The sequence below is a fragment of the Paenibacillus dendritiformis genome, from assembly GCF_021654795.1.
In the GTDB taxonomy this organism is placed as follows: Bacteria; Bacillota; Bacilli; order Paenibacillales; family Paenibacillaceae; genus Paenibacillus_B.
The window spans coordinates 5,153,640-5,173,058 of sequence record NZ_AP025344.1; the positions used below are offsets into that span (position 1 = coordinate 5,153,640).

Annotated in this window: 15 protein-coding genes, 2 tRNA genes and 1 pseudogene; 7 read left to right on the forward strand and 11 right to left on the reverse strand. The window is 56.9% G+C overall.

What is annotated here, in order from left to right; all coding sequences use genetic code 11:
* Positions 1 to 52: 52 nt before the first annotated feature.
* The 5 genes from L6439_RS22890 to L6439_RS22910 form a co-directional block, all read right to left on the reverse strand.
* On the reverse strand, positions 53 to 1,288 hold the full coding sequence (locus tag L6439_RS22890; RefSeq protein WP_168178235.1) for an alpha-L-fucosidase: 1,236 nt from the start codon (positions 1,286 to 1,288) through the stop codon (positions 53 to 55).
* A 102-nt stretch (positions 1,289 to 1,390) separates the two neighbouring features.
* The gene (locus L6439_RS22895; protein ID WP_168178234.1) at positions 1,391 to 3,067 is read right to left on the reverse strand and encodes an ABC transporter substrate-binding protein; all 1,677 of its coding nucleotides are present in this window, start codon (positions 3,065 to 3,067) and stop codon (positions 1,391 to 1,393) included.
* Between the two features lie 55 nt (positions 3,068 to 3,122).
* Positions 3,123 to 4,019, reverse strand: a complete 897-nt coding sequence (locus tag L6439_RS22900) for a carbohydrate ABC transporter permease (protein WP_168178233.1) — start codon at positions 4,017 to 4,019, stop codon at positions 3,123 to 3,125.
* A gap of 16 nt (positions 4,020 to 4,035) precedes the next feature.
* The gene (locus L6439_RS22905) at positions 4,036 to 4,998 is read right to left on the reverse strand and encodes an ABC transporter permease (RefSeq protein ID WP_213471667.1); all 963 of its coding nucleotides are present in this window, start codon (positions 4,996 to 4,998) and stop codon (positions 4,036 to 4,038) included.
* A 326-nt stretch (positions 4,999 to 5,324) separates the two neighbouring features.
* The gene (locus L6439_RS22910) at positions 5,325 to 5,477 is read right to left on the reverse strand and encodes a hypothetical protein (RefSeq protein ID WP_213471666.1); all 153 of its coding nucleotides are present in this window, start codon (positions 5,475 to 5,477) and stop codon (positions 5,325 to 5,327) included.
* A 112-nt stretch (positions 5,478 to 5,589) separates the two neighbouring features.
* On the opposite strand from L6439_RS22910, the pseudogene L6439_RS29800 reads away from it, so the two are divergent.
* From L6439_RS29800 to L6439_RS22930, 4 genes and pseudogenes are all read left to right on the forward strand, one after another.
* Positions 5,590 to 6,761 (forward strand): annotated as a pseudogene (locus L6439_RS29800) (transposase).
* A gap of 671 nt (positions 6,762 to 7,432) precedes the next feature.
* Positions 7,433 to 7,753, forward strand: a complete 321-nt coding sequence (locus L6439_RS22920) for a transposase (RefSeq protein WP_172879205.1) — start codon at positions 7,433 to 7,435, stop codon at positions 7,751 to 7,753.
* A 50-nt stretch (positions 7,754 to 7,803) separates the two neighbouring features.
* The gene (locus L6439_RS22925) at positions 7,804 to 8,685 is read left to right on the forward strand and encodes an IS3 family transposase (protein ID WP_237096951.1); all 882 of its coding nucleotides are present in this window, start codon (positions 7,804 to 7,806) and stop codon (positions 8,683 to 8,685) included.
* A 98-nt stretch (positions 8,686 to 8,783) separates the two neighbouring features.
* On the forward strand, positions 8,784 to 9,110 hold the full coding sequence (locus L6439_RS22930) for a hypothetical protein (RefSeq protein WP_237096615.1): 327 nt from the start codon (positions 8,784 to 8,786) through the stop codon (positions 9,108 to 9,110).
* Between the two features lie 36 nt (positions 9,111 to 9,146).
* On the opposite strand, the gene L6439_RS22935 is transcribed toward L6439_RS22930, so the two are convergent.
* The 5 genes from L6439_RS22935 to L6439_RS22955 form a co-directional block, all read right to left on the reverse strand.
* Positions 9,147 to 11,393 (reverse strand): helix-turn-helix domain-containing protein, encoded by a 2,247-nt coding sequence (locus tag L6439_RS22935; RefSeq protein ID WP_237096616.1) that lies wholly within the window; start codon positions 11,391 to 11,393, stop codon positions 9,147 to 9,149.
* Between the two features lie 91 nt (positions 11,394 to 11,484).
* A tRNA-Ser gene (locus L6439_RS22940) sits at positions 11,485 to 11,573 on the reverse strand.
* Between the two features lie 9 nt (positions 11,574 to 11,582).
* A tRNA-Asn gene (locus L6439_RS22945) sits at positions 11,583 to 11,658 on the reverse strand.
* 87 nt (positions 11,659 to 11,745) lie between these two features.
* Positions 11,746 to 12,567, reverse strand: coding sequence for a uroporphyrinogen-III synthase (locus tag L6439_RS22950; protein WP_213470722.1), 822 nt, complete (start codon positions 12,565 to 12,567; stop codon positions 11,746 to 11,748).
* Complete coding sequence (locus tag L6439_RS22955; protein ID WP_168180504.1) at positions 12,560 to 13,057, reverse strand: SprT family protein; 498 nt, start codon at positions 13,055 to 13,057, stop codon at positions 12,560 to 12,562. Before L6439_RS22955 ends, L6439_RS22950 begins: the two co-directional genes overlap by 8 nt.
* 90 nt (positions 13,058 to 13,147) lie before the next feature.
* On the opposite strand from L6439_RS22955, the gene L6439_RS22960 reads away from it, so the two are divergent.
* Both L6439_RS22960 and cmpA read left to right on the forward strand, forming a co-directional pair.
* A complete protein-coding gene (locus tag L6439_RS22960) occupies positions 13,148 to 13,513 on the forward strand; it encodes a hydrolase/acyltransferase (RefSeq protein WP_213470720.1) in 366 nt (121 codons plus the stop codon).
* A 180-nt stretch (positions 13,514 to 13,693) separates the two neighbouring features.
* Entirely contained in the window at positions 13,694 to 13,813 is a 120-nt protein-coding gene (cmpA, locus tag L6439_RS22965; RefSeq protein WP_006677697.1) for a cortex morphogenetic protein CmpA, read from the forward strand.
* Positions 13,814 to 13,968: 155 nt separating this feature from the next.
* Here cmpA and L6439_RS22970 read toward each other — a convergent pair whose 3' ends face one another.
* Complete coding sequence (locus L6439_RS22970) at positions 13,969 to 16,203, reverse strand: Tex family protein (protein ID WP_213470718.1); 2,235 nt, start codon at positions 16,201 to 16,203, stop codon at positions 13,969 to 13,971.
* Between the two features lie 569 nt (positions 16,204 to 16,772).
* On the opposite strand from L6439_RS22970, the gene L6439_RS22975 reads away from it, so the two are divergent.
* Complete coding sequence (locus L6439_RS22975) at positions 16,773 to 19,244, forward strand: M60 family metallopeptidase (protein ID WP_213470716.1); 2,472 nt, start codon at positions 16,773 to 16,775, stop codon at positions 19,242 to 19,244.
* The last annotated feature ends 175 nt before the right edge of the window (positions 19,245 to 19,419 follow it).

Consider the following 19,419-nt stretch of genomic DNA (forward strand, 5'->3'; position numbering starts at 1 on the left):
CGCTGCGGTCCATCCTTGCCGTTATGGCTCCGTATGCCAATTCACTTCTGCCTTATTCCCCCGCCGAATAGGCGGCCAAGCTGCGAATATGCGGCTCTGCCGCCTCCTCCGTTACGCGGATGCGGATACGGGATGTCTGCGTCGGCTCGATGCGGTCGATCTTTTTGTGGCCGATGGCGCTGCCCGCTGCGACGGGCTTCCACTTGCCGCCGGCCTCTGCCTCGATCGTATAGGCGCGCACCCGTTCCCCGTAGGCGATATCCTCCATCGTCAGGATATGATCGATGAGGGCTTCTCCATCCAGCGCCAGCTCAAGCCCGGACCCTGTGCCGGAGACGGAGCCCAGCGGCTGCCCGAACCGGCGGCGGATCTCCGCCCCGAATTCGAGCACTCGCTTCGCGTCGGGTTCCGGCAGCAGGCCGCGGTTGTCCGGAGAGACATTCAACAGGAGCGTCGTGCCATGTCCGACCGAGCGGTAGTACAAGTCCATTAAATGATCGAGGGAGTGCAGGCTGTGCTCATCGTTCGGATGCCAGAACCAATGCCGCTTCCGGATCGGCACGTCGCATTCCGCCGGCACCCAGCCCGGCGTCTCTTCCATCCATGTATTCATATCGCTCGTGAACATGCTGACCCGGGCGCTTTCGGCCGTATTCCAGCAAGGATACGGGGCGACGCCGTCCTCATTCCCGACCCAGCGGATCGTCGGAGCGCCCATATTGAAGATCATCGCGTCCGGCTGATGCCGCTTCACGAGGCCGATAATGCGCTTCCAATCGTATTCGCGCCCTTCGGAGCCCGCCCCGTCGAACCAGACCTCGACGAGAGGCCCGTAGCCGGTCAGCAGCTCGGTCAGCTGCTCCGCATAGAAATCGTCATAGGCCGCCGGATCGGCATAGCATGGCGCGTTCCGATCCCAAGGCGACACGTATAAGCCGAACTTCATCCCTTCCTCCCGGCAGGCATCCGCGACCTCGCGCACGACATCGCCCTGCCCGTTCCTCCACGGGCTTGACCGCACCGAGTAATCCGTCGTCTTGGTCGGCCACAGACAGAAGCCGTCATGATGCTTCGCCGTCAGAATGACATACTTGAAGCCGGCTTCCTTCGCGGTCCCAATCCACTGCCGCGCATCCAGCTCCGCCGGGTTGAACAATTCCGGGGAGTCCGTCCCGTCCCCCCATTCCTGATCGCAATACGTATTGATGCCGAAGTGAAAAAACATGCCCAGTTCCAAGTCCTGCCACGCCATTTGCTGCGGCGTGGGCACCGCCAGCCTTTGATTCATCCGGCAGCCGCTCCTCTCTAACGTTAGATTGGTCATTCTCCAGGCGACGAGAGGCTGCCGTCCGAAATCCGCGCCCTAGCGCTTCGGACGGCAGCCTGCCCCTTATTTTTTCAGCGCCTTGCTGTAAATTTCAAGATACTTCGATAATTGCAGCCCGTCAAACCCTTTTACATAAGCGTCCCAGTCCTTGTCGACATCTTTGCTGCCGGTAATGAATTGCGCCATGTTCGATTCGACGTAATCATTGATCGAGGTCTGGAGCTGCGCGGCCAGGGAAGCGTCCTCCGCCGCAATGAAGATATCGGACGGGAAGGCGATCTCCGGCTTCGCGAACGGCTCGTATTTCTTGGATTCGGTGCGCAGCCGCAGCCCGTAGCCGTCTTCCGAATACATATCCTCCGGCACGGCGAAGGAGTCCCGCAGCTCATTCGTCATTTTCATAATCCCGAGCTCCTGCCATGTTCCATTCTGCACCTGGGCCACGTTCGGCTTCGGCGTCTGCTTGAGGCGCGCCGGCGTTCCGTCCGCCGTCTTCTCGCCTTCCTTGGCCTTGCGGTACCCATCCCCTTCTCTGCCCATGCTGCTGAACAGGGTCGCTTCCTCCGAATAGAGATAGTCCGCGAACCGGATCGCCGCAATCTGCTGTTCGGCCGTCGCCTTGTTCGTAATCGCGAACTGGCCGTTGCCTGCGCCGACGAAATAGCCTGCAAGCTGCACGCCTTCCGGCCCCTTGAGCGGCGGAACCGTGACATAATCCTTGTGGCGCGGGGTCAGCTCATTCGGCGAATACACATAGCTGATCAGCGCGGTGGCGACCGCTCCCATCACATTGTCCGGCCGGTTCCCGACCTGCTTCACGGCATCCGCGTTCTGGGTGAAGGACGCTTTGTCGATCAGCCCTTCCGCATACAGCTTGTGAATGTAGCGAAGCCCTTCCCGCCATGCCTCCTGATTCGGCGAGAACTTCAATTCCCCGTTGTCCAGATACATATAGGTCGTGGCATCATTATAGATGAACGCATTCATCAAGTACGCGTCCAGGCCTCCGCCCCACATTTCCTTTTTCCCGGCGGTAGTGAGCGGAATCTCGTCCGGCTTGCCGTTGCCGTTCGGGTCTTGCTCCTTGAACGCCTTCAAGGTCTCATAAAACTCATCTGTCGTCGCCGGCATCTTCAGGCCGAGCTTATCCAGCCACGTTTGGTTGATCCACATTTTCGAGGCGTAGGTGCAGTGATAGCACTCATTCACCTTGGGAATCGCGTAAATATTGCCGTCCGGCGTCGTCATCGCGTCCTTCAAGTACGGGATCTCCGCCATCGCCTGCTTTATGTTCGGCGCGTACTTCTCAATCAGATCATTGAGCGGGATGAAGACGCCCTGCTGGCCGTACTTGATTTGATCCGCCTTGCTGAAGGAGCCTGCCAGAATCACTTCCGGGTAGTCGCCGCTGGCCATCATAAGCTGCTTCTTCTCCTCCAGCGCGCCTTCCGGCACGACATCCCATTTGATCTGGATATTGGTCTTCTCCTCCAGAAACTTCGTGAACTCGTTCGTCTCCAGATTCTCGATCGCCGCCGATTGGGGAGCGAACATTTTCAGCGTCATCGGCTCCTTCGCGATCGGGAATTCCCCGACCGGGCTGAAAAGCTCCTCCGCCTTGGCCTCATCGGCCGGATCGGTTGCTGCCGCTCCCTGCTTCGCCCCTCCTCCAGAGCATGCCGCCAGCAGCAGCGAGATGCTCAACAGCATGGCGAGCAAGACAGATCCTTTTTGTCCCATGGTTAGACCCTCCTTGAAAATGTCATCTCATAGCGAAATGCTAAGGCATGCCGTGTTACCCTTTTAATGACCCGATCAAGACGCCCTTCACAAAATGCTTCTGGACGAACGGATAAATCATCAGCACGGGCGCGCTCGCCACCACGATGAGCGAATACTTGAGCAGTTCGGCGATGCCTTGAAGCTGCAGCATGTCATCCACATTGGCCATCATGGCCGGATCCACGGAATTGAGAATCAAAATGTTGCGCAGCACGATTTGCAGCGGGAACATATCAGGCGATTTCAAATAAATGAGCGCCCCGAAATACGAATTCCAATGCCCGACCGCATACATCAGCGTCATGACGGCCAGAATCGGCTTGGACAGCGGCAGCACGACGCTCGTAATGAAGCGGGCATCGCTGCAGCCGTCAATCTCCGCCGCCTCTGACAGTTCCTCCGGGATGGAGGACTGGAAGAAGGTGCGGGCGATAATGACCTGGAATACGGCCAACGCGCCCGGAATAATCATCGCCCAGCGCGTATCAATCAGACCGAGCGACTTCACGACCATGTAGTTCGGGATGAGACCGCCGTCGAACAGCATCGTGAAGACGAGCAGCATCATGAGCATCTGCCGTCCGTAGAACGTCTTGCGCGACAGCGGGTAGGCGATCAGCACGGTCATGACGACATTGACCAACGTGCCGAAGACGGCATAGAAGAGCGAGTTCGCATAGCCCGTCAATATATTGGAGTTGGCGAAGACGGCCTTGTAGCCGGCAAGCGTGAACTCGACGGGAAAGATCCAGACCCGCCCCGAATTGACCGCCTGCGGCGAACTGAATGAAGCGCTCAAAATATGAAGCAGCGGAAATAAAATAATGACCAGAATCAACGTTAAAAACACGTACACGCCGGCGAGGAACAAACGGTCGGGCAGCGATTCCCGAATCGTCGTTGTGCGCATGGAACAAAGGCCCCCTTTACCACAGACTCGACTCGGACAGCCGGCGCGCTATCGCGTTAACCGTCACGATCAAGAACAGATTGATGACAGAGTTGAAGAGTCCGATCGCCGTCGAGAAGCTGAAGTTCGCATTCAACAGCCCCACCTTGTATACGTAGGTCGAGATAATTTCCGAAGACTCCAGATTGAGCGGGTTCTGCATCAGATACATTTTCTCGAAGCCGACGCTCATCATGCTCCCGACATTCAGAATAAGCAGAATCACCATCACCGGGAAAATGCTCGGCAAATCGATGTTCCATATTTTCTGGAAGCGCGTCGCGCCGTCGACCTTGGCCGCTTCATACAGCTCCGGATTGACCCCAGCCAGCGCGGCGATATAAATAATCGCGCCGTAGCCCGTAAATTGCCATACGTCAGACCAGACATAAATCGATTTGAACAGCTCCGGCCGTCCCATGAAGTCGATTCCTTCGAACCCGAAGAGCCGCAGCACATTGTTCACCATGCCGACGTTCGGCGACAGAGCTACGATAACGATAGACACCATAATGACGGTCGAGATGAAATAGGGGGCATACGTCACCATTTGCACGGTCTTTTTGAACCAGCCGTTGCGAATCTCATTCAGGAGCAGGGCCAACAGAATCGGAGCCGGGAACCCGACCGCCAGCCCGTACAGGCTGACGACAATCGTATTGCGGATGTAATTCCAGAAGTAGGGGGACTCGAGGAACTGCTCGAAATATTTCAGCCCGACCCACGGGCTGTCCCAGATGCCCTGCACGACGTTATATTCCTTGAACGCGATCAGCACGCCTCCCATAGGCACATATTTGAAAATAATCAGGTAGGAGACAGGCAGCAGAACCAGCAGGTAGAACTGCCAATGCTTCTTGATCCGCTTGCCGGCGCCTGGGGCAAACGCGAAGCGCGATGTCAGGCGGCGGGATGCAGATCCGGGCGTGACGTTTGCCATGGGGCATTCCTCCTTTGTCAGACGCATAAATGCAAATGGTACCGTTTTCAAGCCGGCGTGTCCCATGGCCGGCTCTTCTTCTTAGCACGAAGCGCATGGAGCAGCTGCGAAGCGATGGCTTTCGGCTTCCGGCAATCCGCTCCGGAAGCCTCCCGGGTTGAGTCTGATTATAGGCCAGGGAATTCCAGCGGCACAATCAACCATTTTCCCGGGGAAGAACCATTTTCTCCCGCACTGCGTTCCCTTGCGGCAAAGCGTCAATTGACCGTTTTCCCCCCGCTTGATAACTTTCGCCAGCCGCTTCCTTGGCGGGAATATCCGTGTGTTCAGGACACCGTCAGCTCACCAATACCGACCTGGGCCGGAGCACACGATTTTCGGATTCTCGCGCGCGTGTCTTCAAAAAACTGTAAAAGTACATCTTTTTCTGCAGCACCGGGGCGTGGAATAGTAAAAGCTGCAAATAAAGTCAATTTCATAATTCGAAACCCTTGCGGTTGCTGGAGTTTTAGGCACAGAAAAAAGGAGTACCTCCCCATTTTCCCGAAGTTATAGGTGACTAAACCAAAAAACCGAGAAAGGAGTACTCCCATGTATCATATTCGACAAGAAGAGCTGTTTTCCTTTGAGAAATGATGAAAATGGCGCCTGCCCCTAAAGCGGATTTCGTTTTAGAACATCTGCCGATCGGAAACACGTCATTAGCAGCTACAATCGTCGGGGCCGTCCTGAAAGTTTAAATACAAGAGCGATGATATACTCACTCGTCATCGGCAAAATGGAGCACATCCGCTTTACCAAGGATTTGGTCAGCCGTTTGAAGGAAAGTCTTGAATTTCTTACTCGCTGCCGTTTTACCGGTTCCGATCGAGTGCCCAGCGAAGCAGCCTATTCCCGGCTCACTGCCAAGCTCAGTCAATCCGGTTTCTTGCGAACGACACAGGAGGACCTTGTACACCAGGCGATCACGGAAGGGTTTCTTGAGGAAAATATACTGGCCATAGATTCTTCTCACATCGAGTCCTTTGATCGCAATCCCCATTTGGACGCCGGTAAATCATTGCCGAAGCTCTCGCCCGAAACCGACGAACCTACTTTTCTGGACGAGTCTGCCAACAAGCCAGAAGAGAAACCTAAACCAGAGAAACCCAAGCGACCAAAGCGTGGACGCGTTCCGAAAGCCGAAGATGCGGCTTGGCGTGCCGAAGTTGAAGCGTACGAGGCCTCGCTCAGCCTATTTGAACGGGAGGTCGCCGATATGTTGCCCGCCACTTACGAACAGCTTCTCGCTGATATGCCGCAACACGCAAGTGTAGGTGCAAAGGATCATCCCGCTTATCCATCGCAGCAAGCTACCTGAAGGGGTGGATAAGCAATTTCGCCCGACTGGCAAGCAAGGTCATGCGTACGTCTACGACAGTTAAGATGCCAAGCGAGATACCATAAAATTCACAAGGCCAAAGGAATGCGCCTCCTGCCCGTTTCAAGCGGACGGCTGCCAGAAAGTTTTCAAATTTCGCATTGATGAAGATGTCCGGAAATACACGGCACCCGGACGTGGAAGCAAAAAGTTTGCTGAACTATTCAAGCAGCGAGTAGCGATTGAACGTGTTTTTGCCTATTTGAAGCTGTACATGGAATTGGGCTCAAGCAGAAAACTTAAGAAACGTGCTTTGGTCGATCTAGACTTGAGTTGTCTGACATACACCCTATGCAAACTTGCGTTAGACCGCCTAAACAAAAGCATCCTTGGAGCTAAGTAGGTTGCGTAATTTTCAAAAAAATGAATCTGCCATTTTGGGCTGGTCCAACCGCTTTGAACGAAAGGAATTATGAAATTGACTTAATATACAGGAATTCTCTCCGTTATCGCTTGGTTCGGGACCGTTTCGGGCAAAAAACTGCACTGCTGCAGCTTTTTAAGGCTGTTCCCGCTCCGCTGGCGATCAATTCCTGCACCTTGGCAGGCTGTTGGAAAACCCCTGTTTTTTGTGAAGGGGTGGAGATGGTCTATTTTCCTCATCCAAACTTTGGCTCTTAGAGCGTTTTAAATCGATTTTCTCTACCGGGAGAAGAGATCAATCACAAGTAAAAAGCCCCATAGACTACTCAATGGCCTGATTTTACGGGATCCAAGCGACCGCGTCGGATGCTGGGGGCATCATCGCCTTCAGGAAGCATTATCAGCCTGCTGGAAGTACTATCGGCCTGCTGGAAGCATTATCTGTCCTGCTGGAAGCACTATCGGCCTGCTGGAAGCATTATCTGTCCTGCTGGAGGCCTGCTGGAAGCACTATCGGCCTGCTGGAAGCATCGTTGCCTCCTGGGGCTTGGACGTGCGGAGGAAATTGCTGCTATTTCTCCTAGGCCCCCTAATTAAACTGGAGCTTCCGGCTCCAATATTATAAGCTGTTATCAGAGGGGGACAACTAGTATGGGAAAGCACTTTAGCAAGGAAAAACGCCTGCAAATTGTAAAGGAAGCAATGGCCGGCATTAAGGTGGGAACACTTGCCCGAATGTACGGTGTCCATCCGGAGACGGTACGTGTTTGGGTTAGAGACCACCGTGACGAAATTAGCCAAGAGGAGATACCCGCAGCAGACGAGCATCTGCAAGAACTCCGTCGACTTCAAGAGGTAGAGGCAAAGTTCGAGCAGGCAAAAAAGCTCCTGGGTGAAAAAGAGCTTGAGATCGAGATCCTACGAGAAGTCGTAAAAAAGAAGAACCCCGCTTATCTGAAAGACTTGAAATAGCAGAACCGTTTATTAAGCGGGGGCATGCAGCAGCTAAAGTTCTGCGTATCCTGAAAGTTCGCGAATCGACGTACTATGGCCGGAAGAAACGAGAGGCATCCAGTACCGAAGAACAGGCTTCATGCGCTCTAAAAGGGCGTCCTGTGCCTGGATTTTCCTCTACGAATACGGGCCGGAAAGTTTCAGATGAACAGATTAAAGAATGGATGCTCGAACTCCTGGAAGGAGAAGAGCACATTTATGGGTATAAGAATTTGGCGCTGTGCCTCCGCAGACAACGTGGATTGATTCTAAACAAGAAAAAGGCGTACCGCATTTGCAAAGAGTTAGGAATTCTTCAGAAACAACGGAAGAAAACAAGCAAACATCCTCGAAGAGTACCGAGAAACCGGACGGTAACCGGGGTGAACCAGCTATGGCAAATTGATATTAAATATGGGTACGTGATTGGGCGCCAGCGTTTCTTTTTCGTGCTCAGTATCATCGATGTATTTGGCCGCGTCGTCGTCGGACAATACCGGGGTTCCGTGTGTGAGGCCAAGCACGTCGTACAGACACTATGCCGGGCGCTACAAGAACGCCTGAATCCCGGCGATGAGTTGCCCACCGTCCGCACCGACAACGGGCCTCAGTTTGTCAGCAAGTTGTTTGGTGATACGTGCGAGAGTCTGGAGATCGTCCATGAACGCATCCCGCCACGCAGTCCGAATATGAATGCCTACATTGAGTCATTTCATAGCTTACTCGAACGTGATCTGTTCAGCCTGACGGAATTTATGACATTTGAAGAGGCCTATGAAGCACTTGATCGTTACATGGATTTCTACAACAACCGCAGAATGCATGGTAGCCTAAAGAGCATGTCACCATCGGAATACTCAAAGTGGGTCATGACGCTGGAGGACCGATCAAAATATCATCGGGCCGTGTAACCACGCGAAATAGGAAGCAATTCTAAGAACGCATCTTTTTTGGTGGACATGACTCCAGATATAGGGGGCCTAGCCGATTTTACAGGAATTTCGGCTTAATGAGTCCCCATCCCGAGGAATTGCTGCAAATCTACATCATTTTAGGCCCTTTTGCTTCAAGCCGAAGCGAAACGGGGGAAATTCCTGTAATTTTGCAGGATTCCCTTTCTGGAATCGTCGTCCATATCGAATTGCTGTATTTATGCAGGATTTCGCTTACTGAAGAGGAGCGTCTGGAGAAATCGTGGAGTTTTGCGGATTTCGACTGCCGGATGGGCGTATCTAGGGAAATGGTGCAGTTTTCAGAATGGTGGAAATATCCATTTCCCTACTCAAAACTTCTTTCTCAACAGCCTGACTTTTGCAGGCTTTCGCACTCCCCGTGAACGCCGCAAGGGCGGCGTGCATGCACGTCGCCCCATTTATTGCGCCCTATCCGCCGAACCGGCGGCGTGATGACTGCTCCGGTATTCTCCCGGAGAGATGCCTTCCATTCGCTTGAATACCCGGCTGAAGGAGACGGCTCCTCCATATCCGATCCGCTCCGCAATCGTCTGCACCGGCAGGTCGGTCTGCCGCAGCAGCCGCTTCGCCTCTTCCAGCCGCAGCCCGATCAGGACATCGATGAATTTCTCGCCCGTCACTTCCTTGAAGCTTTTGCTCAGCAGCTTCGGGGCGATGTCGAACGTCTCGCTCAGCAGATTCAGCGATATTTGCGGATTCGCATAATGCTCCTGCAGATAGTCCTGCACGCGGCCGATAAGCCGGGCATTGCGCTCCCGATCGGCACAGGCCAGGGAATCCGCCGCCGCCTCCAGCCCGTCCCGCAGCGTCCGCTCCAGCTCCTCCAGCGTCAGGCATGCATCCAGCCGCTCCAGCCAGGCCGCCCCCGGCGCTTCTTCCCCCGCGCTCTTCCAGCGGCGCGCCACATCCGGCACCCATTGGCGGCAGGCCTGGCGAACCTCCCCCCGGGTCAGACACCCGGCGCGGAGCAGGTCCGCCCATTCCGACAGGCGGGCCTCGCGTTCCGCGGCCGTTCCCGTCAGGCTGTGGGCGAGCAAGCGCCCCAACGGCTGCAAATCCGGGGGATCCCGGCGCAGCTCCTCCTCGATCAACACTCGATTCGAGCCGCAGGTCATCTTCCGGCTCAAGGCGCGCAGCGCTTGATCGAGCGCCTTCGGAACCGCCCGAATCGACGGCGCCGTGCCGCCGATCCCGGCGGTCGCCGTCCACTTCAGATAGCCGTTAATCCACTCCAGCATATCCTGCATTATCGCCGCCAGCCGGCGTTCGGCCTCGTCGCGCGCAGCCGGTTCCCCTTCGCCTCGCTCCGGCGGCTGCCACAGCATTGCCAGCCGCTCTCCGGTCAGCCAGTCCGCCCACAGGGACCAGCCGTGCTGAGCGGCCGTCTCCTGGCATGCGGACTTGGCCGCGTACTGGAGGAGGAACCGGTCCCGCTTCGAATACGCCTCGACGAAGGCGGCGTAGTTGTCGAGCTCCAGCACGGCGACAAGACATGGCCGATCGGACGCGAGCGGCACATCGATATGCTGGGCCGTTCCGAGCGGATGATCCTCGTATGTCCCGTCCAGCCATTGACGGAACGTATAATTGCGCAGGAAGACCGCATCCTTCTTCCCCCGCTCGACAGACTCATCCCGCTCCGCGAACATGCGGTCCAGCGCCGATTCGATGACCGAGAATTCATCCCAGCGGCCCGTGTCCGACCCCTTCGAGGCCGGAGTCGCGGCAACCTCGTTCACGCGGTTCACCAGCTTCGCGACGGGTTGATAATGCCGATGCGTCACGTAGACGATCCAGGCCGCCGCAGCGAGCAGCAGAGCCATCCCTCCGATCATCCATATATTGAACCACCGATCGGCGGACAGCACCGCCCTATCCTGGCGGAAGCCGCTCTCATATACCCAACCGGTATAGGGGGACATGTAATTCGAGACGATCTTGAAGCTTTTGCCCGAAGGGTTACCGGTATCATCAAACAGCAGATCATTCGCGTCCCCATCCATAATGCGGATGCTGTTCAATTCGGATCCGTACCATTCCTTCACCATCGAGGCCACCGACGCGGCAGCGACATTGACGACGACCATCCCGCCGCTTCCGCCCGAATTCGGCACGCTGCGAACAAGCGAGATGACGCGCTTCGGTTCCTGGAAGTCGAATTCCTTGAACGGCCGCGCTCCAATCCAGGGAGAGTCGGTGCTCTTCAGATTCCGGTTCTTCTCAATGAACTCCCGGTCAAGGTACTGCGCGAGGCTCCACTCCTTGCTGCTGCTGAGCACTTTGCCCTCCTGGAAGCGGACGAGGTAGATCGAATCGATAAGCGGGTAGCTGGCGCTCATCCGCCGCATCAGCTTCATGATTCGCATATGGAGCGGAACGTCGTCATCCGCCGTGAGTTGAAAAAATTGGGCAAGCTCCGGAGAGTTCACGACTTCGGAGACCAGCGTCTGATCGATGGCTTTCAGCGAGGCATCGGTCGCGCGCAGCGTCTGCAGCAGAAGCGAGGCATTGGTGCGCATCGCGTCATTCCGGCTCTGTTCGCTCAGCGTCTGAAAAAAGACGAAGAACAAGAAGCTGACGACGATGATGAACACGGGCATATACGAGAGCAGAAGACGGTAGAACCATCGCTTGGCATTCATCATAGGGGCCTCCCTTGCCGAACCGTCCTAAGTAAACGCTTACATCATGGATAACAAAAAAATCCCTTGCGGGACTTGTTGTTGAAATCATAAGTGGCGGAGAGAGAGGGATTCGAACCCTCGCGGCTGTTACACCCTAACGCTTTAGCAAAGCGCCCCCTTCGGCCTCTTGGGTACCTCTCCGTATGAAAATGGCTCCCCGAACAGGACTCGAACCTGTGACAACTCGGTTAACAGCCGAGTGCTCTACCGACTGAGCTATCGGGGAATGACAAGTATTAATGTATCACACGATAGAACAGATGTCAAGCAGGGGGAGATGATTTCGTCTTCCCTGTCATCTCCCTCCCATGGCTTACTCCCCGCTCTCCTTCCCGAAATGCTTGGCCAGTTCCACGATAAGCGCGCCCATCCGCTCCTCTTCGGGGACAATGATCCGCTGCACCCCTTCCTCGGCGATGGCGGCCGCCGTAACTTTGCCGACCGCGGCCATCCATGTCCGGTTGGCGAACACCTCCAGCAGCCGCTCCGTCAAACCGTTCCGCTTCGCGTATTCGAACAGGAAGCGGGCTTGGGGAGCGCTGGTTACCGCGACGGCGTCCACTTCCCCGGCGAGCAGTTCGTCCGCAAGCCGGCTCAGCACGTCCTCCGGAGGCGGGGTATGGCGATACGGCATCAGTTCCATCGTATCGGCGCCCGCCTGCTTGAAATACCCCGCCAGCGCCGGGGCCGGATCGCCGTGGAGCTGAAGCGAGACGAGCCGTCCGGCCAAGCCGGTCCCGCTCGCGTCGAGGGAGCGCAGCAGCCCGGCCGTCGAGCCGTCGTCATCCCGGACGGCCGGCACGATGCCGATTCGCTTCAACGCATTCACCGTCTTGTATCCGCGCGCCGCATGCTTCATCTCCGCCATCTTGCGGAGGAACGCCTGCTCCTTCCCTGCCTCGCGGGCCGCTTCCAGCAGCCTGTCCAAGCCCATCCCCGTCGTCCAGACGGCCAGCGACACGGGCGCCTCCAGCAGCCGGTCGACTTCCGCCTCCAGCCGCTCGAAGCCCTCAAGCATCGTTCCCTGCGTCGGCCTCACCAAGGGCGTACCGCCCTGCTTGCGCACGAGCGCGGACATTTCTTCCGCCTTGCGAGGTCCCGTGATAACAATCGTTTTCCCTTCCAGCTTAGCCATGATCCTTCCTCCCCGTCTCTGTGCGGACCGGAACGATCCGTAGCTTGCCGCGGCAGCGCCCGCACACATATTTCCTCACATCCACCCTCCGCTTGCGGAGATAGGTGTGGCGGCAATCGACGCATTCCAAGCGATAGCGGTACGGCAGCCTGCCCTGGCCCTCCGCGCCGGGCAAGGAACGGCAGTAGCGCGAGCCCCCCACGGCCTGGAGCAGTTCCTTGAATTCGCGGTCGCGATGCCGGTAGCCTCTTCCTTCCAGATGAAGATGATAATGACATAGCTCGTGCTTGATGATCCGTTCGACTTCCTCCTCGCCGAAGGCTTCGAGCTGCTTCGGGTTGATCTCGATATGATGCGAGGTTAATAGGTACCGGCCTCCCGTCGACTTGAGCCGCCCGTTATAGCGGGCCTGATGCCGGAACGGCTTGCCGAAGTCCCGCAAGGACACCGCCTCTACCCACTGCTGCAGCGATTGGTTCGTATAGGTCATCTGTATCACCCTGCTTCCCTACTTGAATTTGTACTGGAAGTCCAGTACACTGTCAAGAGTAGAATTGCGGATGAAGAGAGGGATTGCCGGATGGCGAAGATGCGCTATATTCTGTTTCAACTGGGAAGCGACTGGGAATTCGTCGAGATGCCTGCCGAATACGCCTACCAACTGAGCGCGCTGAATTTGCGCTTGCATAAGGAAATCAGTAAGCTGACAGCGGAACGGATCCCGAAGCTGCCCGTGGCGATCGCGGAATGCGAGAAGCTGGAGCTGCTCCAGGAGGAGGCGCGCACGGTCAGCGGGCTCGAATACATGAACCGGCTGGAACAGGCCTTCGCCGGGATTCAAGAGGAGCATTATCCCCTCATCGCGCTGCTGACGGAGATACGGGCGCTGCAGGCCCAGATGGAGCAATGGTACGAGGAGGAGGCCGAAGCGGCCGGCATCCAATAGCGGAATGTCAGGAAGCACACGCCTCAAGCGATGAATCGAATAAACGACCGATCAGAACCGGAACGAAGCCCGCAGCCTCGTTCCGGTTTTTTGCGTCGGACCTGCACCAAATGCGGCGGCAGCCCATAAGATAGCGTTACAACGAAGAATCTTCGTCCCCGGGCTGAAGGAGGGATACTCATGCCGCAATGGTTATGCAACCAGTTGATGCGCGCCTTTCACAAGAAGGACCGCCGCCAGATTAAGCTGTTGAATGAGTGCTGGTTTTTTTATCGTTCGAAGCAGCGCGTTCATCCGTAAATGCAAGCGCTATTTCCACAAGTCCAAGGCGCCTGAGGACATGTCCGGACGGCAGCCGTAACCCTGATCGAATGAAGCCCCCGCGGCGCCCGTCTATGCGAACGGACGGCCAGCGGGGGCTTGTTAGCTTTTTCAAGCGGGCCAGCGCGGCCTCCTTATTGCAGGTTCTCGACGCTGGAGCGCTTCATCGTCAAGCCGACGCGCCCTTTTTTCACATCGACGGACAGCACCCATACCGTGACATTGTCCCCGACGGACACCACATCAAGCGGATGCTTCACATACCGATCGCTGAGCTGCGAGATATGCACCAGGCCGTCGTTTTTGATGCCGATGTCGACGAAGGCGCCGAAATCAATCACATTGCGGACCGTTCCCTTCAGTTCCATGCCCGGCTTCAAATCTTCAATCTGCAGCACGTCCGTGCGGAACACGACCGGAGGCAGTTCCTCCCGCGGGTCGCGGCCCGGGCGGAGCAGGCTGTCGATGATATCCTTCAAGGTCGGCACGCCCACTTCCAGCCGTTCCGCATAGCCGTTCACGTCCACCTCGCGCAGCTTCCCGGCCAGCTCTGGCGTGCCGATCTGGTCGGGACGGACCCCAAGCTCGGCGAACAGCCGGTCGACCACCGGATACGATTCCGGGTGAATCGGCGTATTGTCCAGCGGATGCGCCCCGTCCGGTATGCGAAGAAATCCGACGCATTGCTGGAACGCCTTCGGCCCGAGGCGGGCAACCTTGGACAGCTGCTTGCGCTCGGTGAATTTTCCGTTCTCCTCGCGGTGCTTGACGATATTTTTGGCCAGCGTCGCATTGATGCCCGATACATAGGACAACAGCGACGGGGAAGCCGTATTGACGTCGACCCCGACGTGGTTGACCGCCGATTCCACGACGGCGCCCAGACTCTCTTCCAGGCGCTTCTGCGCGACATCATGCTGGTATTGCCCGACGCCGATCGCCTTCGGGTCGATCTTGACCAGTTCGGCGAGCGGATCCTGCAGCCGGCGGGCGATCGACACGGCGCTCCGCTCCGCGACATCCAGACTCGGGAACTCCTCGGCCGCCAGCTTCGAAGCCGAGTAGACGCTCGCCCCCGCCTCGCTCACAATCGCGTAATGAAGCTTCAGGTCCGGACGGGATTGAATCCAGTCGGCGACGAACTGCTCGGTCTCGCGCGAGGCGGTGCCGTTGCCGATAACGACCAGTCCGACGCCGTAATTATCGGCAAGCCGGTTGAACGTCTTGACGGCTTCCGCCGTCTTGTGATGCGGGGCGGTCGGATACGTGACCGCTACCTCCAGCAGCTTGCCCGTCTCGTCGACCACCGCCAGCTTGCAGCCGGTCCGGAAGGCCGGATCGACGCCAAGCACGGTCTGCCCCCGCACCGGCGGCTGCAGCAGCAGGCTGCGCAAATTTTGCGCAAAGACTTGAATGGCCTGCTCCTCCGCCTTCTCCGTCAGTTCCCCACGCACCTCCCGCTCAATCGAAGGCGCGATCAGGCGCTTATAAGAATCCTCGATCGTCACTTGAAGCAAGTCGCTCACGACCGAAGCGCCCCGAATCGTGCGCTTGCTCATATACGCTACGATCTTGTCCACGGGAACATCGAGCGCGACCTTCAGGACGTCCTCTCTCTCCCCCCGGTTAATGGCCAGAATCCGGTGAGACGGCAGCCGCTTGACCGGCTCTGTATATTCATAGTACATCTCGTAGACCGATTCCTGCTCTTTATCCTTCGCTTCCGTGCGAATGACGCCCTGATCCATCGTGTACCGGCGTACCCAGGCGCGTATATCCGGATCGTCGCCCAGCATCTCCGCGATAATATCCTGAGCGCCCTGCAGCGCATTCTCGGCGGCAGGAACGCCTTTCTCTTCATTTACATAAGCGGACGCCTCCTGCATCGGATCGCCCTGCTTCGGCAAAGAGAGAATCCACTGCGCCAACGGCTCGAGTCCGCGTTCCTTCGCCACGCTGGCGCGCGTCTTGCGCTTCTGCCGGTAAGGGCGGTACAGATCCTCCACTTCCTGCAGCTTCGCGGCCTGGACAATCGAATCCAGCAGCGGCTCCGTCAGCTTCCCCTGCTCGTTGATGAGCCGGAGCACCTCGCGCTTGCGCTCCTCCAGGCCCCGCAAATAACCGAGCCGCTCCTCCAGCGTCCGGAGCTGCGTCTCATCCAGCTCCCCCGTCATCTCCTTGCGGTACCGGGCGATGAACGGGATCGTGTTCCCTTCATCCAACAGCTCGATCGTCCGTTGGACTTGTCCGCGTCCAAGAGACAACTCCGAGGCAAGCTGATGGAGAAGACGTTCCGGCTCGCTCGCGGTCATCTGTTCAATTGCCGCGTCCAGCGGTTGGACTTCCATCGTTTCGTCACGTACGGTCATGTATGACTTCCTTTCCATACCTGTTTCTGCAACCCTTTACAGCCTACTCATTATTGTCGCAAAAACAAGCCGTAAAATCCACACTCATCTTCATTGCAATGCGGCACGCCCCTATGAAGGACCACGGCCAGACGCATTAGAGATATCCGCGCCGGACTTCATTCGACATGCCGAGACTCCGTTCCTGGCGCCCATCGGCGGCTCGCGTCGAATTCGAAGGGAACGTGAAGCCTTTGAAGGCGGACTCAAGGCTTTTTGAACTAGGGCCATGACATTAGGAGGAATTTAGGCAAATCATGGTCCGCATGATTGTCAAGATTGTTGCGGTTATGTACAATATGGTACACAACTAGAGCACTATAATGAACAGCCTGCGTAAGATGCCCGATTATGAAAGGAGGCCCGTAATGTTTCAGGGACAATCTCATCTTGTCCCGCCGCTACCGTGCATTAAAGCATCAACGCAACATCCCCCCGTGAAGAACCGGCTTGGCAAAAACAAGGTGATTTCGGCAGTGAACCGATCGGCAATCCTTTTCCCCAAACGATAAGAGATAAGGAGTGTTCGAATGTTGAACAATAAGCTATCCCGTATCAGCGCGATCTGCTCAATGACTCTTGCTTTATCCCTGCTGCAGCCTGTCCCCTATTTCCATGCCGAGCCTGCCTCGTCCGCGCAGCAGTCCTCTTCTTCCGCCATGGCGTCCGCCCCTTCCTGCTCCCAACATGATCTCGATGTGCTCAGCCGCGATCTTGCCGGGATTCCGCTGGACGGCAATTCCTATAACGGAGGCGTGGCTGCGTTCGGGGAGCATGCCTTCGCCGTCGCCGCCGATCCGCGCTCAACCTCGATTATGGCCGCCGCCCGCTACGGCCAGGGCCGGATCGCCGCAATTGGCGGGGAAGCATACTTCAAGCTCACCGAGCCCGATGCGAGCGGCAATGCGATCGTCGCCCGCAACATTTTGAACTGGCTTACGGAAGATTTGCCGCTCAGCTATGAGCAAGCGCGCGCGGGGCAGGGCCGCATCTCCATCATTACGAAGACTTCCGACTTCGCCGCACGTGCGGATCTGCCAATCGATATTACCCATATCGACCGATGGACGGCCACAGATGAACAAGGCGAGGCTATCCTTGAGCCAGCCGCACATCCGATCGCCTTTATTGACTACACCTATGTGGAGGAAGAAGAAGTGCAGCCGCTGCTGGACTACATACGGGAAGGCGGGCGCCTCGTCTTCGCCGCCAAGGGCTGGGTCTTCGAGCAGTACCCATCCGTGTCGAGAGAGACAGGCCAAGCCACCGCGTCGCTCGCATCCGATTATCCGCTGCAGCGTCTCCTGAATACGGCGGGCTTGTCGCTTATGAATAACCAGGCCACGGCGTGGGATGGATTGGCGCCGTTCCTGACCCTGACCCAAGCCTCTCATTATGACGCGAACCATATTATGGCCGAAGCCAGGGCGATCGAAGCCGGTGCGAAAACGATCGGGGAAGCCGCTATCGGGTTCCCCGCTTCCGACGACAAGGCCAAAATGAATATCATCACCTCGACATTGGGTTCGACACTTGGCTCCCTGTCTCCGGCAAGCCCGGTGTATGCCCAGGTTCAGGAAGATGCGGCCAGCCTGGGCGGCATTACGCTGCCTGTCGAGCCAGCCGCCAAGCCCTACAGCGCATCGCTGCTGCCAGCGCTGATGGAGCGCCTTCTCCGCGATCCGTCCGGCGCCAAGTCGCCCTTCGCGGATGCGTTCCCGGGCCAAGTGAAGGACGGCGCTCCTGCCGTGACCGGCAAGCGCGTCTGGGTTGATTTCGACTATTCCGCCTACTCTTATCTGCGTCAATTCTACGTTCCTCAGAACTGGATCAGCACCGGCGTGTACGCGGAAGCGGGCCAGCCTATCACGATCGATGTCCCGAGAGGAACCACGAATCTCGATGTCCAGATCGGCGCTCATACCGACAATCTGAGCAGCCTGTCGCTGGACAACTGGAAGCGCGCCCCGGTGATTGCGAAGCGGGAAACATTGTCTCCGGGAAGAAATACGATCACGAGCCCTTACGGCGGCCTGGTCTATCTGATTCCGACCAAGCCGAAGCCGGGAACGGCCGTTACGGTCAACCTGAACGGCGGGGTTCAGGCCCCCAATTACATCAAAGGGACGACAAAGCTGAAGGATTGGCAGGATACGATTCGCCATTATGGCGCGCCTTGGGCCGAGCTTCAGACCGATCGGGTAATATTGACCCTGCCTTCGGAGTACGTCCGCAATCTCGATCATCCGGATGAAGTGCTGAAGCTGTGGGACGAAATGCTGACCGAATATGACAAGCTCGCCGGCACGGCGCCGAACCGAAACCTCCCTCATCGAAGCATTTCCCTGCCTTACCGCTACGTGGGAGATATCCAGATCAGCGCCGGCTTCATGCATGCCGGGTACCCGATCATGTTCTTCAACGATCCGTCCGCCATCGATGCGGTAACCGTGGATGGCATCAAGACCCTGAATGGATGGGGCTGGTGGCATGAGACGGGCCATGAATACCAGCAAAATGCCTGGACGTGGGGCAAAGTGACGGAAGTAACCGTCAATATCTTCTCCCTGTACATTCAGGACCGCTTCGGCAATCCGTCGCGTCTGCTGCAAAAGCGGTCCGACGGCACGACCATCTATGACACCGCCTTCAAATATATCGAGGCAACCAATGCGGATAAAAACTTCAACGATGACACCCAGGCCGACGTGTGGACGCGACTTGTCATGTTCCGCCAGCTCCAGCTCGCTTACGGCTGGGATCTGTACACGAAGCTGAATTATAATGTTCGCGAGCTGCCCGCCGATCTGCTCCCGAAGACGGATCAAGAACGCATCGACTTCTTCGTTACGAAAGCGTCGGAGCTGAGCGGAAATAACCTGCTGGAGTTTTTCGACAAATGGGGCCTGAAATATTCCGCGGCCGTGAAGAACAAGGTCGAGGCGATGAAATTGCCGAAGCCGAAGACCCCGATCTGGACATTGAAGGACAAGGAAAAGTGAGTGCGCCAAGCGGATTATTCCGTGACCATACGTCGCGAACAAAGGGATAGCGGGCCGCCGCTGTCCCTTTAATTTATGCCCCTTGCCGCCTCGTATGGCCGGTCGGGGCCTTGCCTTCATACTCCTCCCTACCGCTCAGAATGAAACCAATGAAGCCGTTGGCAACTTGTGCGCT